Annotated in this window: 14 protein-coding genes; 4 read left to right on the top strand and 10 right to left on the bottom strand. The window is 59.9% G+C overall.

Going from position 1 to position 17,803, the window contains the following annotated elements:
- Positions 1 to 11: 11 nt before the first annotated feature.
- Both BM229_RS05640 and BM229_RS05635 read right to left on the bottom strand, forming a co-directional pair.
- Positions 12 to 1,211, bottom strand: a complete 1,200-nt coding sequence (locus tag BM229_RS05640; protein WP_093926654.1) for a UbiH/UbiF family hydroxylase — start codon at positions 1,209 to 1,211, stop codon at positions 12 to 14.
- Positions 1,211 to 1,858 carry a pyrimidine 5'-nucleotidase gene (locus tag BM229_RS05635; RefSeq protein ID WP_093927229.1) on the bottom strand — a complete coding sequence of 216 codons (648 nt, stop codon included), beginning with the start codon at positions 1,856 to 1,858 and terminating at the stop codon, positions 1,211 to 1,213. Before BM229_RS05635 ends, BM229_RS05640 begins: the two co-directional genes overlap by 1 nt.
- A 101-nt stretch (positions 1,859 to 1,959) precedes the next feature.
- Between BM229_RS05635 and BM229_RS05630 the strand changes: the two genes are divergently transcribed.
- Positions 1,960 to 2,613, top strand: coding sequence for a GntR family transcriptional regulator (locus BM229_RS05630; RefSeq protein ID WP_093926653.1), 654 nt, complete (start codon positions 1,960 to 1,962; stop codon positions 2,611 to 2,613).
- Here BM229_RS05630 and BM229_RS05625 read toward each other — a convergent pair.
- Positions 2,564 to 4,501 (bottom strand): glycosyltransferase, encoded by a 1,938-nt coding sequence (locus tag BM229_RS05625; RefSeq protein ID WP_093926652.1) that lies wholly within the window; start codon positions 4,499 to 4,501, stop codon positions 2,564 to 2,566. The two genes, BM229_RS05630 and BM229_RS05625, sit on opposite strands and share 50 nt — an antisense overlap.
- A 92-nt stretch (positions 4,502 to 4,593) precedes the next feature.
- Entirely contained in the window at positions 4,594 to 5,754 is a 1,161-nt protein-coding gene (carA, locus tag BM229_RS05620; RefSeq protein ID WP_093926651.1) for a glutamine-hydrolyzing carbamoyl-phosphate synthase small subunit, read from the bottom strand.
- A 195-nt stretch (positions 5,755 to 5,949) separates the two neighbouring features.
- Between carA and BM229_RS05615 the strand changes: the two genes are divergently transcribed.
- On the top strand, positions 5,950 to 6,408 hold the full coding sequence (locus BM229_RS05615; RefSeq protein WP_093926650.1) for a GatB/YqeY domain-containing protein: 459 nt from the start codon (positions 5,950 to 5,952) through the stop codon (positions 6,406 to 6,408).
- Positions 6,409 to 6,460: 52 nt separating this feature from the next.
- Here BM229_RS05615 and BM229_RS05610 read toward each other — a convergent pair whose 3' ends face one another.
- The 5 genes from BM229_RS05610 to BM229_RS05590 form a co-directional block, all read right to left on the bottom strand.
- Positions 6,461 to 6,943, bottom strand: coding sequence for a DUF2244 domain-containing protein (locus BM229_RS05610; RefSeq protein WP_093926649.1), 483 nt, complete (start codon positions 6,941 to 6,943; stop codon positions 6,461 to 6,463).
- A 77-nt stretch (positions 6,944 to 7,020) separates the two neighbouring features.
- Positions 7,021 to 7,395, bottom strand: a complete 375-nt coding sequence (locus BM229_RS05605; protein WP_093926648.1) for a VOC family protein — start codon at positions 7,393 to 7,395, stop codon at positions 7,021 to 7,023.
- Positions 7,396 to 7,441: 46 nt separating this feature from the next.
- Positions 7,442 to 10,882, bottom strand: coding sequence for a pyruvate carboxylase (locus tag BM229_RS05600; protein ID WP_093926647.1), 3,441 nt, complete (start codon positions 10,880 to 10,882; stop codon positions 7,442 to 7,444).
- A 101-nt stretch (positions 10,883 to 10,983) separates the two neighbouring features.
- Complete coding sequence (locus BM229_RS05595; RefSeq protein ID WP_093926646.1) at positions 10,984 to 12,132, bottom strand: alpha-hydroxy acid oxidase; 1,149 nt, start codon at positions 12,130 to 12,132, stop codon at positions 10,984 to 10,986.
- 143 nt (positions 12,133 to 12,275) lie between these two features.
- Positions 12,276 to 13,043, bottom strand: coding sequence for a hypothetical protein (locus BM229_RS05590; RefSeq protein WP_093926645.1), 768 nt, complete (start codon positions 13,041 to 13,043; stop codon positions 12,276 to 12,278).
- A gap of 205 nt (positions 13,044 to 13,248) precedes the next feature.
- On the opposite strand from BM229_RS05590, the gene BM229_RS05585 reads away from it, so the two are divergent.
- Entirely contained in the window at positions 13,249 to 15,666 is a 2,418-nt protein-coding gene (locus BM229_RS05585; RefSeq protein ID WP_093926644.1) for an ATP-dependent helicase, read from the top strand.
- A gap of 242 nt (positions 15,667 to 15,908) precedes the next feature.
- Here BM229_RS05585 and BM229_RS05580 read toward each other — a convergent pair whose 3' ends face one another.
- The gene (locus tag BM229_RS05580) at positions 15,909 to 16,112 is read right to left on the bottom strand and encodes a DUF1127 domain-containing protein (protein ID WP_244152117.1); all 204 of its coding nucleotides are present in this window, start codon (positions 16,110 to 16,112) and stop codon (positions 15,909 to 15,911) included.
- A gap of 610 nt (positions 16,113 to 16,722) precedes the next feature.
- On the opposite strand from BM229_RS05580, the gene BM229_RS05575 reads away from it, so the two are divergent.
- Positions 16,723 to 17,787 carry an Mrp/NBP35 family ATP-binding protein gene (locus tag BM229_RS05575; protein WP_093926642.1) on the top strand — a complete coding sequence of 355 codons (1,065 nt, stop codon included), beginning with the start codon at positions 16,723 to 16,725 and terminating at the stop codon, positions 17,785 to 17,787.
- Positions 17,788 to 17,803 lie beyond the last annotated feature (16 nt).

The following is a 17,803-nucleotide window of genomic DNA, read 5'->3' as shown; positions in this document are numbered from 1 at the left end:
TGCGCCGCGTGTTAGCGGTGCAGGCCCAGCCCCATCTGCATCAACATCTTGCGCACTTGGGGCAGGACGTAGAGCGCATTGAGCGCCGCCGCCCGTGCATCGCGGGCCAGTGGGTTGCTGGCTTGGCTGGCTCGGTTGAGCAGGTCAATGCCCCGGACGCGCAGGCTGATGTCTGCGTGGCGGGCCTTGTGGTAGGCCTCCAACATGTCAGCGTCGCCGAGCGTTCCGGGCGATTTGCGGGCCAAATCTAGCAGCGTCGCCAGATCGGTCAGTGACATGTTCAACCCCTGCGCGCCGATGGGGGGCAGCACATGTGCCGCTTCGGCCACCAATGCCAGCCGTTCGCCAGAGAGGCGCTTGGCCTCTTGGCTGATGATCGGCCAGAGCGCGCGGGGGCTGGCGAGGGTCAGCGGCCCGAAGAGATTGGCCGAGCGCGCCGTTGCTTCGGCCTCGAAAGCGGCGTTATCCAGCGTGACGCGGGCTTGGGTCGCGGGGCCGTCGTCCATCCACACCACGGCAGAGCAGGGCATGCCGTCGCGGTCGGGCAGGGGGACGAGGGTGAAGGGGCCGCCGGAGCGGTGCACTTCGGTCGAAACATTCTCATGCGGGATCGGGTGGGTAACGCAGAAGGCCAGCGCCTTTTGACCGTAGCGCCGGGTGGTAACTTCGATCCCGGCCGCTTCGCGCATCGGGCTGTTGCGCCCATCGGCAGCGATCACCAAGCGTGTTCTGATCCGGCTGCCGTCGCTCAGGCCCACGCGGGCCTCGCTTTGCCGGGTGAAGAGTGTCGTGGTGCCGGTGCCGGGGCGGAAATCGACGTTGGGCAGCTCGTTTAGGCGGGTGAGCAGCTCACGGCGCAGCAGCCAATTTGGGAAGTTCCAGCCGAAGGGGGCATCTGAGATATCGGCGGCGTCGAACTCGCGGGTGACGCGGGGGCTCGGGTCTTCGCCCCCCGCATCGACGATCCGCATGATCTGCAAAGGGGCGGCATGTGGGGCGAGGCGGTCCCATAGTCCGGCGTCTTCCAAGAGCAGCCGGGCTGGTTGCAGCAGCGCGGTGGAGCGCATGTCGGCGCCCTCGGCTGCGCCGTCGGTGACGGGTGGTGTGGGGTCGACGCAGATCACATCGAAACCCGCCGCGCCAAAAGCGGCCGCGGCAGTCAGTCCGGCGATGCCGCCGCCGGAAATCAGGATGTCGCAATCAAAGGTCATCAGCCCGCCACCCGTGTTAGAAATTCGCAAAGGTCTTGCGTATGGTAGTGGATGTGATCGCCTTCGCCACGTGTGGGCGCCACATGCACTGTGCACATCCCCAAGGCGTGCGGGGCCGCAAGGTTGCGTGGATCATCCTCAAACATCGCGGCGGCTGCGGTTTGGAAACCGTCGATGGCAAAGACCTTGTCATAGGCGGCGGCTTCGGGTTTGGGCAGGAAATCCGCATGTTCGACGCCGTAGACCGCATCGAATAAACCGGTGAGCCCGCGCGCCTCCAGCACCCGCTCGGCGTAGGGAGCGCAGCCATTGGTATAGACGATGCGCCGCCCCGGCAGAACGCGGATCGCTTGGGCCAGCAATGGGTCGGGGGTCAGCCGGTCCATCGGGATGTCATGCACATCCGTGAGGTAGGGGCCGGGATCGACGCCATGTTCGCGCATCAGCCCTGCCAGCGTGGTGCCATAGGTCTGCCAATAGTGCTGGCGCAGGTGATTGGCCTCGGCCCGATCCACCTTGATCGCACGCATCACCCAGTCGACCATGCGCGCCTCGATCAGATCGAAAAGCCGCGCCTCGGGGGGGTAGAGCGTCTGATCAAGGTCGAAGACCCAAGTGGTGACATGAGAGAAAGCATCGCGCGGCATGGCGCAGAGGTAGGCCGAGACGGGCAGCCGCGCAAGCCCTCCCGGGTTGCGCATATGGTCGCGGTGAGTAAGGTGGCGCAACTTTCAAGGACTTGTACCCAATGCCCGACGCCAAAACCGGCCCGACCGACGCCTATTCGATGATACTAGAGGCCATCGACATCGGCACCTATCGCCCCGGTGACCGGTTGGTTGAGAGTGAGTTGGCCGACCGATTTGGCGTATCGCGCACGCCCATTCGTGAGGCATTGCAACGGCTTGAGACGCAATCGCTACTGGTGCGTGATGGGCGCAGCTTGATCGTTGCCTCGCTGGATCACAACCAAATGGCCGAGCTTTACGTCGTGCGCGGCGAACTGGAAGGGCTGGCGGCACGGTTGGCCGCACGTCATGCCACAGCCGAGGAGGTGCGCGTGTTGCGCGAGATGGTGGACGCCGACAACACGCTCGCGGGCAACCCCAATGCGTTGGCGCGGGCAAATAAGCGGTTTCATAAGCAAATTCATCTCGCGTCCCATAACCGCTATCTGGTGCAGCAGCTCGATCTTGTGCATCGCTCGATGGCGCTTATGGCGACATCGTCGCTGGCGGTAGAAGGCCGGGGCGAGATTGCCCAAGTGGAGCATGACCGTATCGTGCAGATGATCGAAGCGCGTGACGAAGATGGGGCAGATCAAGCATTGCGCACCCATATCTCCGTCGCTTTCATGACCCGATTGAAGCAGGAAGCGGCCCGGCGCGAGGATGAGTTTTAGGCTTGCGTTGCCCGCCCCGGGGAAGGGCATGGCCATGGGCGGTTTTGTCCCAATAATGCGGGCTGCGGTTCAGTTCATAAAGCGCCTTGGCCGCGGAGATCGCCCCTAATGTGAAATAGAGCGGCAGGGTGATGACCCATGGCAGCAAATGCCGGTAGCCGCTTTTTGATACTGCAATGGCCGAAGCGCAAAGGTTCAGCATTTCCGATAGGATAAAAAGCGTGAAGATCGCGGTCATGAGTGTCGAAGACAGAAAGTCTGTGACCGGATGATATAGCCCAAAGTAACTAAGCCAGAGCGACCAAAGAAGCGGGGCGAGAACGAATTGCGAAAACGTGGCGAGGAAAGTCGCCTGCACGCCTAAGAACCGGATCAGCCCAAGGTCGTCCAGCAAGGCCCGCGGCCTGCGCATATGGACACACCATGTAATCAGATATCCCTTAAGCCAGCGCGAACGTTGTCGCACCCACGGCCAAGGACGGCAGTTCGCCTCTTCAAAGGTGACGGTGGGCAAAAGTTCGGTGGCGTAGCCATGCCGCGCCAGCCGCAGGCCCAAATCAGCATCCTCGGTCACGTTATGTGCGTCCCACGCGCCAAGACGTTCGAGGATATCACGGCGGAAAAACAGGGTCGTTCCACCCAAAGGGACAACCAACCCCAGCCGGGCGATGCCGGGCAGGATCACGCGCCACCATGTGGCGTATTCGATGGTAAAACAGCGTGCCATCCAGTTGCTGCGGCTGTTGTAGAAATCCAAAACCCCTTGTAAACAGGCGATATTATTCGGTGCATTTTGAAAGCGGGTGACGACTTGTTCGATCTGGTCCGGCTCTGGCGCGTCTTCGGCATCCCAGACCCCAATGATACTGCCCCGGCAAAAATCGAGCGCATAATTCAGCGCGCGGGGCTTGGTCTTTAACACCCCGGCATCGGGCACTTCGATCACGGTGATCCACGGGGGAAGAGAGGTGCGTTCAATCGTATTTCGGGTAACCTTGTCGCTCGCCTCAAGAACCAAAACCACTTCTAAAAGAGACTTTGGATAGGTAAGTCGGGAAAGCCGCGCGATAAGCGCCTGCGCGATCTCTTTCTCGCGCAAAAGCGGCACTAAGACCGAGACGCGTGGCAGACGAAATCCCTTTAGGTCTCGGAGGTTGGGCTGGGCAGGGGGCGGGCGCGGGTGATTTAGCGCCCCCCACAGTGCCGCTGCTTTTAATGCGCTGGTCATCAACAGTGTGATCGCCCCCCAGAGAAGCGCTATTGCCAAGACCGCCGAGGGAAAGAGCAACAGCAAGGCGGCCGCGGTCAGCCACAGGGCTGCCGTTGCAGATTGCCGGATCCTGCCGTGTGCGCCCCAGTCTCGACAGCTTTCTAGGGCAGGGACGCGCGTCGCAGCATGATGCGCGAGTTCCGCCGCGTAGAGCTTGCCGATTTGGGCCTGCACATGCTGGGGGGCGGCAACGACCAGCATCAGGGTTTCGCCCCTTTCGCCCAAAGCACTGCAAAGCTGCGCAAAATCGCCGGGTCGTCCGGTCGCCACCAAAAGCCGGTCGCCCAGTTCCAGCCAAGGAACCGCGCCAAATTTCAGGCAAATCGTGACGGGTATCTGCTTAGAGAGCCGCGGGTCAGAGGGGCTGCGGATCAGGTCGACAGGCTGCGCCCCATACTGCCGGGCGAGGGTTTTGACGATATCTTCGGGGGAAATTAACCCCTCGGCGGCCAGAACCTCGCCCAAAGGCGCATCGATCCGGCGTTGCAGCGCAAGCCCATGTAGCAGATCATCAGGCCCAATGGCACCTGCTGCGATTAGGTATTGGCCCAACCGCATCCGCTGGGCGGGTGCGGTGGCCACACGCGGTGCCGAAAGTTTTAGGCGAAGGTTGCTCATTCCGTGCCCCGAAGAGGTTCGAAATGAGACTGACAGGCGACCGTTAAGCCAGAGTTAACAGCCGCCTATGCAATCAATACATGTGCCGAAATTTAGGCGTTGCGCGCGGCCATGGCTTCGCTGAAACGCTCAAACAGGTAATAGCTGTCTTGCGGGCCGGGGCTGGCTTCGGGGTGGTGTTGCACCGACCAGACTGGACGTCCATCAAGGCGAATGCCACAGTTGGACCCGTCAAACAGGGACACATGCGTCTCACGCACGCCCTCGGGCAGGGATTGACCGTCAACCGCAAAGCCGTGATTCATCGAGGTAATCTCAACCTTGCCGGTATCGTTGTCCTTGACCGGGTGGTTCGCGCCGTGGTGACCGTGGCTCATTTTGACGGTCTTGGCACCAAGCGCCAGCGCCAGCATCTGATGGCCAAGGCAAATGCCAAAGACCGGCAGATCGGTCTTGTTCAGAACGTCCTTGATCATCGGCACCGCATAGACACCGGTGGCCGCCGGATCGCCGGGGCCATTGGTCAGAAAGACACCATCGGGCTTGTGGGCCATGATATCGTCATAGGTCGCGGTTGCAGGCAGCACGGTCACGTCACAATCAGCCGAGGCAAGACAGCGCAAGATATTGCGTTTCGCACCGTAATCGACGGCCACCACTTTGTGCTTCGCTTCGTTCTGGGGCGCGTAGCCATCGGGCCATGCCCAACGCATCTCGTTCCAGCGGTAAGTCTGGGCACAGGTAACATCCTTGGCCAGATCCATCCCTTCGAGCCCGGCAAATTCGCGGGCGGCGGCAACCAGTGCTTCGATATCGAAGTTGCCGTCCGGGTCATGGGCGAGGGCGGCGTGCGGCGCGCCCTGCTGGCGGATCGCGCGGGTCAGGCGGCGGGTGTCGATACCGCCGATGGCGATACGGCCACGCGCAGCCAGCCACTCCGAGAGCGGCTGAATGTTGCGCCAACTGCTGGGCGTGGTGGGCATCCATTTGACGACCATACCAGCCGCGACCGGATCGCCGGTTTCGTCATCTTCGGGGTTGGTGCCGACGTTGCCGATATGCGGGAAGGTGAAGGTCACGATCTGGCCCGCATATGAGGGGTCGGTCATGATCTCTTGGTAGCCGGTCATTGCGGTGTTGAAGCACAACTCCGCCACGGTTTGGCCAGCGGCGCCAAATCCCATGCCGTAGAAAATCGATCCATCCGCAAGAGCAAGGCAGGCGGTTGGGCGGGGGCGAGCAGGCGCGGACATGGGGCAGTCTCCGGGCTGAAAGGGTGCGGGTAAACGGGTGGCAACCTAGTCCCGCGCGGGCGCGGGGTCAATAGGGTAAAAGAAATGAGATATCTTGTAAAAACAGATAGTTACCAATCGTCACCCCCCATTGCTCCGCCCGAACAGAGCAGGTAAGCTGCGACCCTTGGATTAAGCGAAACACAGGAAACCACCATGTCATTGCGGATGCGCATCTCGGATGCTTTGAAACAGGCCATGAAAGACAAGGCGGCGGACAGGCTTTCGACGCTGCGGCTTATCAATGCTGCGATCAAGGACAAAGATATCGCCGCCCGGGCCACGGGTAAGGACGACGGGGTGTCGGATGCCGAAGTGCTGGGTATCCTCAGCAAGATGGCGAAACAGCGTCAAGAATCGGCGCGCGCCTATGAAGAGGGCGGTCGTTTGGACCTTGCAGAGCGTGAGCGCGAAGAGGTCGAAGTGATCGAAGAGTTCCTTCCGCGGCAACTGACCGTGCCGGAAACCGCCGCCGCCGTGGACGCCGCCATCAAAGAGATTGGCGCGACCTCGATCCGCGACATGGGCAAGGTCATGGGGCTTTTGAAAGAGCGCTATACCGGTCAGATGGATTTCGGTGCCGTTGGGCCGGTCATCAAGGAACGGCTGAGCTAAACAGCATATTTAGCTGTCAGAACGAGGGGCTGGGCCGTTGGGTCTGGCCCTTTTATGTTTGAAGGTGGCGCGACAAGTCTTCGAACAGTGCGATCCGTTCTTCTTCGCTGAGGAATGCGCCGATCTCTACCTCGCGGCCTCCGCCGCGCAGGGTGACGTAATGCGGCACCGGGCCGTCATCTTGGTATTTCTTCACGCGGGTCCAATAGCGGTTGCAGGTCCAATCCTTCACCTCGCCCTTGGCCGTTCTGTGCACCAGCCGCGCGGTTGTGTCGTCGAGTGTCAGAACCTCTTCGATCTGGCGGGCGTGGTGGTTGTGCTGCAAAGCCCAGTAAATCGCACCCAAGGCGATCAACACAAAAGGCAGCAATCCCCACAGCAAGGCGGTGCCAAGCATGGCAAACAAAGGGATCATCGCAAGTGTAAACGTCGCCAGCATGAACGCAGCAAAGCCGCGTGCGGGCAGAGATTGATGCGGCCAGAGGCGCATCATTTGCGGGTCAGCGCGGGGCGGGGTTTTCCATTCGTAGGGCATGGCGTTGCTCAGGCTCACTTGGGCATCAAGATAGTCAAGACTGGCGCGATGGCAATGCGGCGCGGGGACGCGGTCGCCTAATCGCCCAGCAGATCCCAGCGGTTGCCAAAGGGGTCGCGAAAGACGGCGACCTTGCCATAGGGTTCATGACGCGGCTCTTCCTCGAACGTCACGCCAGCCGCCGTTAACTGATCAAACGCAGCGGTGAAATCCTCGACCTTCAGAAACAACCAGACACGGCCTGCGCCTTGATTGCCGATCGCCGCCTCCTGCGTCTTGCCCTCGGCGCGGGCAAGGATGAACCCTGTCTGTGCGCCCGGCGGCGTGACGCGGACCCAACGTTTGCGGCCCTGATCCACGTCTTCGGCAAGGTCAAAACCCATAACGCCGCAGTAAAAGGCGATTGCCGGATCATAATCGGGCACGATGAGCGTAATTGCGGAAAGATACATGACGGCTCCTTTTGGCCGGGCGCGGCATACCGCGCCCGGTTTTTAATTATTCGAGTTCGACAAGCAGGTCTTTGGCGTCAATCTGCCCTCCGGCCTGCACATGCACCGCTTTGACCACAGCATCACGTTCCGCATGTAGGCCCGTTTCCATTTTCATCGCCTCAATGGTCAGCAAAAGATCACCAGCCTTGATTTTTTGCCCTTCTTTCACCCCGACAGAGGCCACAACACCGGGCATCGGCGCGCCGATGTGGTTGTCATTGCCTGCTTTGGCTTTGGGCCGCTGCACGGTGGCATCTTTTACCAACCGGTTCGCCACACGGATCACCCGTGGTTGGCCGTTGAGCTCAAAGAACACTTTCACCTCGCCATCTTCTCCGGCCTCGGATTCAGCCTGAAGACGGATTTCCAAGGTCTTGCCGGGGTCGATCTCAGCCGAGATTTCAGCACCGGGTTCCATGCCATAGAAGAACGTATGCGTGGGCAGGGTGCGGACCGGACCATAGAGGCGGTGGCGGCCCATGTAGTCGAGGAAAACCTTGGGATACATGAGATAGCCGCAGAGGTCTTCATCGTCGATCTGCATCCCATCAAGCTGGTCTGACAGTTCCTTGCGGATGGCCTCAAGATCAACGGGTTCAAGGTGTTTGCCGGGGCGCTCGGTGTTCGGTGCCTCGCCCTTGAGCACCTTTTTCACGATGCCCGCCGGGAAGCCATTCGGCGGCTGGCCCAGATTGCCGCGCATCATGTCGATCACGCTGTCGGGGAAGGAAACGTCGACATTCGGGTCTTCGACCTGCGCGCGGGTGAGACCTTGGGACACCATCATCAAGGCCATGTCGCCCACGACCTTGGAGGAGGGCGTCACTTTCACAATATCGCCGAACATCTGGTTCACATCCGCATAGGTGCGCGCCACCTCGGGCCAGCGGTCTTCCAACCCCATGGAGGCAGCCTGCGCCTTGAGGTTGGTGAACTGGCCGCCGGGCATTTCGTGCAGATAAACTTCGGAGGACGGGGCCTGCATCCCGGTCTCGAAGGCGGCGTAATGGGCGCGGACTTCTTCCCAGTAATCCGAGATTTCGCGCACGGCTTTCATGTCGATCCCAGTGTCGCGGTCGGTGTGTTGCAGGGCCGAAACCACGGTGCCCAGCGTCGCCTGCGAGGTGTTGCCCGAAAGCGCGTCCATGGCGCAATCGACAGCATCAACGCCCGCCTCGGAGGCGGCGAGGATTGTCGCGGTGGCACTGCCTGCGGTGTCATGGGTATGGAAGTGGATCGGCAGGCCGACTTCGGATTTCAGCGCTTTGACCAATGCGCGGGCTTGGGCGGGTTTCAGCAGACCGGCCATGTCTTTCAGCCCCAGCACATGCGCGCCGGCAGCTTTCAAATCCTTGCCCATCGTGACGTAATACTGAAGGTCGTATTTCGCACGGTCAGGGTCAAAGATGTCGCCCGTGTAGCAGATCGTGCCTTCGCAGACTTTGCCCGCCTCGACCACAGCATCCATCGCGACGCGCATGTTCTCAACCCAGTTCAGGCTGTCGAAGACGCGGAAGACATCAACGCCGGTATTGGCGGCGGTAGAAACGAATTTCTGCACCACGTTGTCGGGGTAATTGGTGTAGCCCACCCCGTTAGAGGCACGCAGCAGCATCTGGGTCATCACATTGGGCATTGCCGCGCGCAGGTCGCGGAGGCGTTGCCAAGGGCATTCCTGCAAAAAGCGGTAAGCCACATCAAAGGTCGCCCCGCCCCAGCACTCGACTGAGAACAGTTGCGGCAGATTGGCGGCATAGGCGGGGGCCACGCGGATCATGTCGCGCGAGCGCATACGGGTGGCAAGCAGGGATTGATGCGCGTCGCGCATGGTGGTGTCGGTGATGAGCAGTTGGCGCTGCTGGCTCATCCAATCGGCCACAGCTTGTGGGCCTTTTTGCTCCAACAGGTTGCGCGTGCCCATCTGCGGCTCGCCGCGCAGCACGGGCGGCTTGGGGTCGCGGACATGGGCGGCGGGCAGGGCGTGGCCCTTGGTCTCCGGGTGGCCGTTGACGGTGATGTCGGCGATATAGGTCAGCACCTTGGTGGCGCGGTCGCGGCGCTGTTTGAAGTCGAAAAGCTCGGGCGTCTCGTCGATGAATTTGGTGGTGTATTCATTGTTCAGAAACGTCGGGTGTTTCAGCAGGTTCTCGACAAAGGCGATGTTGGTGCTGACCCCGCGCACCCGGAACTCGCGCAAGGCGCGATCCATCCGGGCGATGGCCATTTCGGGCGTTGGCGCTTTGGCGGTCACCTTGGTCAGCAGGCTGTCGTAATAGCGCGTGATGACCCCGCCCGCATAGGCAGTGCCGCCATCCAGGCGAATGCCCATGCCGGTGGCCGAGCGGTAGGCGGTGATGCGGCCATAGTCGGGGATGAAATTGTTCTGCGGGTCTTCGGTTGTGACGCGGGTTTGCAGCGCGTGGCCGGTGAGGGTGATGTCTTCTTGGCGGGCCTTGCCGGTGGCCTCGGCCAGCGGTTTGCCCTCGGCGATAAGGATCTGGGCGCGGACGATGTCGATGCCGGTGACCTCTTCGGTGACGGTATGTTCGACCTGCACGCGCGGGTTCACTTCGATAAAGTAGAATTTGCCGTCGTCCATATCCATCAGGAATTCGACGGTGCCGGCACATTCATAGTTCACATGGGCGCAGATCTTGCGGCCCAATTCACAAATCTCGGAGCGTTGTTCTTCGCTCAGGTAAGGCGCGGGCGCGCGTTCGACGACCTTTTGATTGCGGCGCTGGACAGAGCAATCGCGCTCATAAAGGTGGTAAATGTCGCCCTGCTTGTCGCCCAAGATCTGCACTTCGACGTGGCGGGCACGCAGGATCATCTTCTCCAGATAGCCTTCGCCATTGCCAAAGGCCGCTTCGGCCTCGCGCCGCCCTTCGCGGACTTTCTCTTCGAGTTCTTTCTCGGACATGATCGGGCGCATGCCGCGACCGCCGCCGCCCCATGAGGCTTTGAGCATCAGGGGATAGCCGACTTCGGCGGCTTCGGCGCGGATTGCGTCCATGTCTTCGCCCAGCACCTCGGTCGCCGGGATTACCGGAACGCCTGCCTCCATCGCAACGCGGCGGGCCGAGGCTTTGTCGCCAAGTGCGCGCATGGTTTCGGCGCGCGGACCGATGAAGGTAATGCCATTGTTCACACAAGCATCGACGAATTCGGGGTTTTCCGACAGAAGGCCATAGCCCGGATGGATCGCATCAGCGCCGGAGGCTTTGGCGACGCGGATCATTTCATCAATGCTGAGATATGCCGCGACGGGGCCTAAACCCTCGCCGATGCGATAGGCCTCATCCGCCTTGAACCGGTGCAGGCCAAGCTTGTCTTCCTCGGCATAGACCGCGACCGTTTTCTTGCCCATCTCATTGGCGGCGCGCATGATGCGGATCGCAATCTCACCGCGGTTGGCGATCAGGATCTTTTTGAAATCGGTCACTGGTTAGTCTCCCCTGCTGGATTTGGAGGCAGCTTAGGGATGCTGCGGTGCAGCGCAAGAGGGCTGTGACAGTCTTTGTCACATTTCTGTAAGCAAACCGATTAAAGCGGCGATAAGTCGAAGGGCTGCGGCAGGTCGCGCAAGTTCCGCGCTCCAAGTTGCCCCATATTGGCGATCAGGTCGCGTGCGAGCAGGTCGATCAGGTGATCAACACCCCGTGGCCCGAGGGCGGCGAGCGCGAAATGGAACGCCCGGCCCAGCATCACAAAATCCGCACCAAGCGCAAAGGCGCGCAAAATGTCGAGCCCTGATTCCACACCGCTGTCAAAGATCACCGGCAGTTTCGTGGCCGCGCGGATGGCTGGTAGGACTTCGGCACTGGCGGGGGCGGCATCGAACTGACGGCCTGAATGGTTGGATACCCAGATCGCATCGGCCCCGGCTTTTTCCAAAGCTGTTGCATCCTCGGGACGCAAAACGCCTTTGATAACTAAAGGGCCGTCCCAGTGATCGCGCAGCCAATGTAGGTAATCCCAATCCGGCGCGGTGCGCAGCAGATAACCCACATGGGCGGTCGGCGGCAGGTTCGCGGTGGCGGTGCCTTGGGTATATTTATCGAGCATTTTCATGTGCGGCAGGCCACGGCGGGCCATGCCCATTGCCCATGCGGGCCGCATCGCCACCTGTGCCATCAGCCGCGGGGTAAGCTTTGGTGGGCTGGTCAAACCAGAGCGGGTTTGCCGTTCGCGGCGCGAGGCGACAGGCACATCAACGGTGAGAACCAGCGTTGTAAAACCTGCGTCCTTGGCGCGGGCCAGCATATCGGTGCGAATTTCAGGGTCGCGCGGTGGGTAGAGCTGGAACCAGCCATGATCACCCAAATGGGGTGCGACGTCTTCCGGGCTGGTCGCCGCCACGGTGGAGAGGCCAAAGGGGATGCCGGCCCGGCCCGCCGCACGGGCAAGGTGGGCTTCGGCATCCGGCCAAATCAAGCCCGACATACCCAAAGGAGACATGCCAAAGGGCAGCGGGAGTTTCTGCCCCAGAAGATCAACGTTCAGGTCAGGGGTAAATTCACCATGCAGCACCGAAGGCATAAGTCCGACGCGATCCAATGCGGCGCGATTGCGGTGTTTGGTCGCCTCAGTCCCGGTCGCGGAATCTAGGTATTCCCAAACAAATTTGGGCAGGCGCGACTGGGCGCGACGGCGGAGGTCTGAAAGGGCGGGGTAGGTTGCATGTAAGTCCATGGCGGCATTTGCGCCAACGGACTACGGATTGTCCAGATGAAGAAAATGCGTCGATCCTGTTCACCTGCCCGGCTGCTGCCTAGGAGGTTAAGGGGCCGGAATTGACGCCTCTATCGAACGCTCAAGACGCCACTTGGCTGCTGTCAAAAGACCGACCGGGCAAGCGGCGAGGCCGCGCTTGTTTTGTTGGCTGGCGGCGTTGGCAGGTTATCGGCCATATCCACAAGAGCTGCGATGGCGGCTTCGATCTCGTCACCTTCTTGGATATCAGCACTGTCCACGTCGATCAGGTGCACCGTCGGATTGGCATCTGCCTCCAAACGTTCCTGCGCGATCGAGCGTAGCTCTTGCATGGTGCTGTCGATGGCGCGGCAAAGCCCCGCAAGCATCCCAGCAGACCCTGTTAGTTTCGCAGGATCAATCAGACCTTTCTCAGCGGCGTCCAGTACCGTGGAGATCTGTTCAAGTTTAAACGAAGATGTCGCCGCGAAATAGCGCACGTCTTCGAAGGCGAGGGTGTCGCGGTTATCACGCTGCACCCGCTCTACAACGATGGCACTGCCCACCACCCGGTCTATGCCACGGTCCGACTGCACATAATGCAACGTGGTATCCCAGATCAGCGGGCCGCGGGGCATATGTAACATTTCACGATAGCGAATTTGGCCCGCGTTAGAGACACAGCGCGCATAGCGTTCGTTGACCGCTTCGGCCTCATCTTCAGGCATTATGGCGTGAAGGGGGCGTTTGATCACCTCTGCCATCACCATCCCGCTATTGGCTTCGTGGGCCGTATTAAGTGCAAGAAGTTCGAAATGCCCATTATCGTTGTTCAACTCAGCAATGAACATTGGCAGTTTGAACCGGTCAATCTCTCGGCGCAGGACCGAAGTATCTTCGTTTCTAAACATGAGCGGTTCCTCTCCTTTGTCGTTATTCTGCCACATTGACGCCAAAGCATTATCAACGGGTAAAGATTTTCAACGCATTTTAAGCTCGCTTGTCTCTACTCCGCCGCGGTCTGCCATAGCGTAAATTCGCTAACCCAAAACTGAGTGAAAGAACATTTGCAGAACGTCTCTTTATCTCGTATCGCGGACGCGCTAGATTGTTGGAATGAGTGATTTTGACGAAATGGATGCCTTCGAAGGTGCATCATTGTCCGCCCGCGCGATGGCTGCGCGCCCGCAGCCTTATCTGGAGGGGTTGAACCCTGCCCAGCGTGCTGCGGTAGAGACATTGGATGGCCCCGTACTGATGCTCGCAGGGGCGGGCACCGGTAAGACACGGGCGTTGACTGCCCGAATCGTGCATTTGCTGAATACGGGGCGGGCACGGCCGAATGAGGTTTTGGCGGTCACCTTCACCAATAAGGCCGCGCGGGAGATGAAGAACCGCGTTGGTCAGATGCTGGGCCAACAGGTTGAGGGGATGCCGTGGCTTGGCACGTTTCATGCGATCTGCGTCAAGCTGCTGCGGCGTCACGCGGAGCTGGTCGGGCTAAAAAGCAATTTCACGATCCTTGATACGGATGATCAACTGCGTTTGCTAAAGCAACTGGTCGCCGCCGAAGGGATCGACGATAAGCGCTGGCCTGCGCGAATGTTGGCCGGGATCATTGACGGCTGGAAGAACCGCGCGCTGACCCCGGACAAGATCCCGAGCGCCGATGCTGGCGCTTACAATCACCGCGGGCCAGAGATTTACGCGCAATATCAACGCCGTCTGATCGAACTAAACGCGACAGACTTTGGCGATTTGCTGCTGCATATGGTGACGATTTTTCAGGCGCACCCGGATGTGTTGGCGCAGTATCAGCGCTGGTTCAAATACATCCTCGTTGATGAGTATCAGGATACCAACGTCGCCCAATACCTGTGGCTGCGGCTCTTGGCGCAGGGGCACAAGAACATCTGCTGCGTGGGCGACGATGACCAGTCGATTTATGGCTGGCGCGGGGCCGAAGTGGGCAACATCCTGCGGTTTGAGACGGATTTCCCCGGCGCCCATGTGGTGAAGCTCGAGCAGAATTACCGCTCGACCCCGCATATTCTGGCGGCGGCCTCGGGCGTGATCGCGGGCAATGAGGGGCGCTTGGGCAAGACCCTCTGGACCGAGGAGACCGAGGGCGAAAAGATTCGCCTGATCGGCCATTGGGATGGTGAAGAAGAAGCGCGCTGGATCGGGGATGAGATCGAATCCGCGCAGCGCGGAACGCGGGGGCTCGACCCATTTTCTCTCGACGATATGGCGATTCTGGTGCGGGCGAGCCATCAGATGCGGGCTTTTGAGGACCGTTTCCTGACCATCGGCTTGCCCTATAAGGTGATCGGAGGCCCGCGCTTTTACGAGCGTTTAGAGATTCGTGATGCCATGGCCTATTTCCGCGTGGTCACCAGCCCTGACGATGACTTGGCGTTCGAGCGGATCGTGAACACGCCCAAGCGCGGTTTGGGCGAGAAGGCACAGCAGAAAATTCAGCGCACGGCGCGGGATCACGGGGTGAACCTTGTCGAGGGTGCGCGGATCCTTTTGGCGCATGACGGGATCGGCGGCAAAGGGGCGGCGCAGTTGCGGCTGTTGATCGAAGGGATCGACCGTTGGTCATCAATGCTGCGCGGTCCACGGATTGAGATCAGCGAAGATGATAACGTGCTGGATGACGGGATTGCACCGTTGCGGGTGGATTTCGGCCCGCCCGAGGTGTCCCATGTCGAATTGGCCGAGATGATTCTCGACGAAAGCGGCTATACCGGGATGTGGCAGAACGACAAAACGCCCGAAGCACCGGGGCGTTTGGAAAACCTTAAGGAACTGGTCAAGGCGCTGGAAGGGTTTGAAAACCTACAAGGTTTCCTCGAACACGTCAGCTTGATCATGGATAATGAGCAGGAGGGCGATGGCGAGAAGGTCTCGATCATGACGCTCCACGCGGCCAAAGGATTGGAATTCCCCATGGTTTTCCTGCCCGGCTGGGAAGATGGGCTATTCCCCTCGCAACGCTCAATGGACGAAAGCGGGATCAAGGGCTTGGAGGAAGAGCGGCGGTTGGCCTATGTCGGCATCACCCGCGCCGAACAGATTTGCACCATCTCCTTTGCCGCCAATCGCCGGGTATTTGGCCAGTGGCAAAACGCGATGCCTTCGCGCTTTGTTGATGAACTGCCCGAAGAGCATGTGGATGTGTTGACCCCACCGGGACTTTACGGCGGTGGGTTTGGGGCTGCCATGCCGCAGTCTGATCTGCATGACCGCGCGGCAAGTGCGAATGTCTACAACTCTCCGGGTTGGAAGCGTCTGCAATCGCGCAGTGGGGCGCGGGGCACGAGCCAGCCGCGCGAAAGCCGAAACGTCACGATCGACATGCAGGCGGTCGCCGCCTTTGAAATGGGCGAGCGCGTTTTTCACGATAAATTCGGCTATGGCGAGGTGATCGGTATGGAGGGCGACAAGATGGAAGTCGCTTTTGAAAAGGCCGGGACCAAGAAGGTCGTGTCGCGGTTCTTGACCGGCGGGAAAGACGTGCCCTTCTAAGGCTATCTTGCTGCCTACCCGTGGCTAAAGAATACCTGCTTAAACAGCACCTTACATACAAAAACGGCGGCACCTTGGGAGGAAGGTGCCGCCGTTTCTATGTCGGCCCGAAGCGTCGAGGGAGGGTCGGCTTCGGGTCTCCTTGCGGGGTCCGCCTCATCAGGGAGGAGGAAAGTGACGCGCACCCCGGCTTTCAGACGGCAGAACAGGGAGGGGTTCTGACGTCCGATTTCTATCTCGGCTCAGCCGCGGGAAGATTCCCATGCGACGCGGCGCAGTTCGGAACGGCTCAGACCAAGGTCGGCCAGTTCGCGGTTGCTCAACGCGCTCAAACCGTCGAAAGTTTCACGGTACAGACGGTGCTGTTTGTAGCGAGTTGCAAGACCTTCGAATGCGCCGCCGATACGGGCGAAGACGGAAGTTGTGTTTGCGGTTGTTGTGTTCATGTAAGCCATTTCGGCGCCTCTTTTTTCATCTGTGTATCATCTCGTTGCCTGCTATTTACGCTCTTTCTGCATTTGCACAACGGGCATAAAGTCAATCCCGCTATGCAGAAAGTGCATAGGTAGAAAATTCGATAAGACATTGAATTAAAAAGGTTTCATCAGCGAGCTAACTCGGCGCACTGTCACAAAACTGTCATCTGAAGGGGGAGGGAGGGAAAGAGCGGCGACATCTGGGAGGAGGTAGATGTCGCCGCCAAATACAGACACATCCGGGAGGAGGATGGATACGTCTGGTCTTTCCAAACTCAGCTACATCCGGGAGGAGGATGGATGCATCTAAGTCTTCTCAAAATCAGACACATTCGGGAGGAGGATGAATGTGTCTGGTCTTTCCGAAAGCTGGGCGCTTGGCCCTGCCTATGAAAGTAAGTTAGCGCTAATTGCTGCGCTTGCACAATGTTTCTTTTTGCAATGCTGCTATGCAGCAAAAACATGGTATGCCTGCGTAATTCTTGGGCATTGCGCCTGTTCTTTATGCGAAACAGGCCATCCCCTTGCGCTTGGCGTAGAACCTGCCATTTCAGGAGGCTTAATAGAGGAGAATTTGCGCATGTCTGTGACCAAAGCAGAAGTCGAAGCGGCGCTGGAGCGGGTGCAACTGCCTGACGGAAAAAGCCTGCTATCCCATGATTTGATCCGTGCATTGGTGATTGATGGCGAAAAAGTGCGATTCGTCATCGAGGCACCCAATGCTGACGTGGCCCGCCAGATGGCGCCACTGCGAGACGCGGCAGAGCAGGTGGTGCGCGACTTACCCGGAGTTGGCGATGTTTCGGTCGCGCTGACGGCGCATGGTCCTGCACCCAAGGCGCCCAGCCTGAAAATCGGGGGGCATCCGAAACCGCAGGAGGGGCCGATGAAGCCCAGCGGTGTGAAGCGCATCTTGGCTATCGGCTCGGGTAAAGGCGGTGTAGGGAAATCCACCGTCAGTTCCAACCTTGCCGTGGCGCTGGCGCGTGCGGGCCGTAAGGTCGGGCTGTTGGATGCTGATATCTATGGCCCCAGTCAGCCGCGCATGATGGGGGTGAATAAGCGCCCCGCCAGCCCTGACGGTAAGACCATCATCCCGCTTCAGGCGCATGGCGTCACACTGATGTCGATCGGCTTTATGTTAGAAGAAGGCAAGGCCGTGGTCTGGCGCGGGCCGATGTTGATGGGCGCGTTGCAGCAGATGCTGGGGCAGGTGGAATGGGGCGAGCTTGATGTGCTGCTTGTCGATCTTCCGCCCGGTACGGGGGATGTGCAGCTTACGCTTTGCACCAAGTCTGAGCTTTCGGGTGCTATTGTCGTCAGTACGCCGCAGGACGTTGCGTTGATCGACGCACGCAAGGCGTTGGATATGTTTGCGACCCTGAAAACACCCGTTCTGGGGTTGATTGAGAATATGTCGATGTTCGTCTGCCCCGATTGCGGATCGCAGCATGAGATATTTGGTCGCGGTGGCGTGGCAGCAGAGGCCGATAAGATGGGGGTGCCGTTGCTGGGCAGCCTGCCGATTGATCTGGAGACCCGTCTTGCGGGGGATAGTGGCACACCAGTTGCCGCAGGCGAGGGGGCCATGGCCGATGCTTATGCCCGCATCGCGCGTGGGTTGATCGACGGCGGTATGGCTTGAATAGAGGCGCGCGGGC

It is taken from the genome of Sulfitobacter dubius (assembly GCF_900113435.1).
Classification (GTDB): domain Bacteria; phylum Pseudomonadota; class Alphaproteobacteria; order Rhodobacterales; family Rhodobacteraceae; genus Sulfitobacter; species Sulfitobacter dubius.
This window is presented reverse-complemented; position numbering and strand designations above follow the sequence as displayed.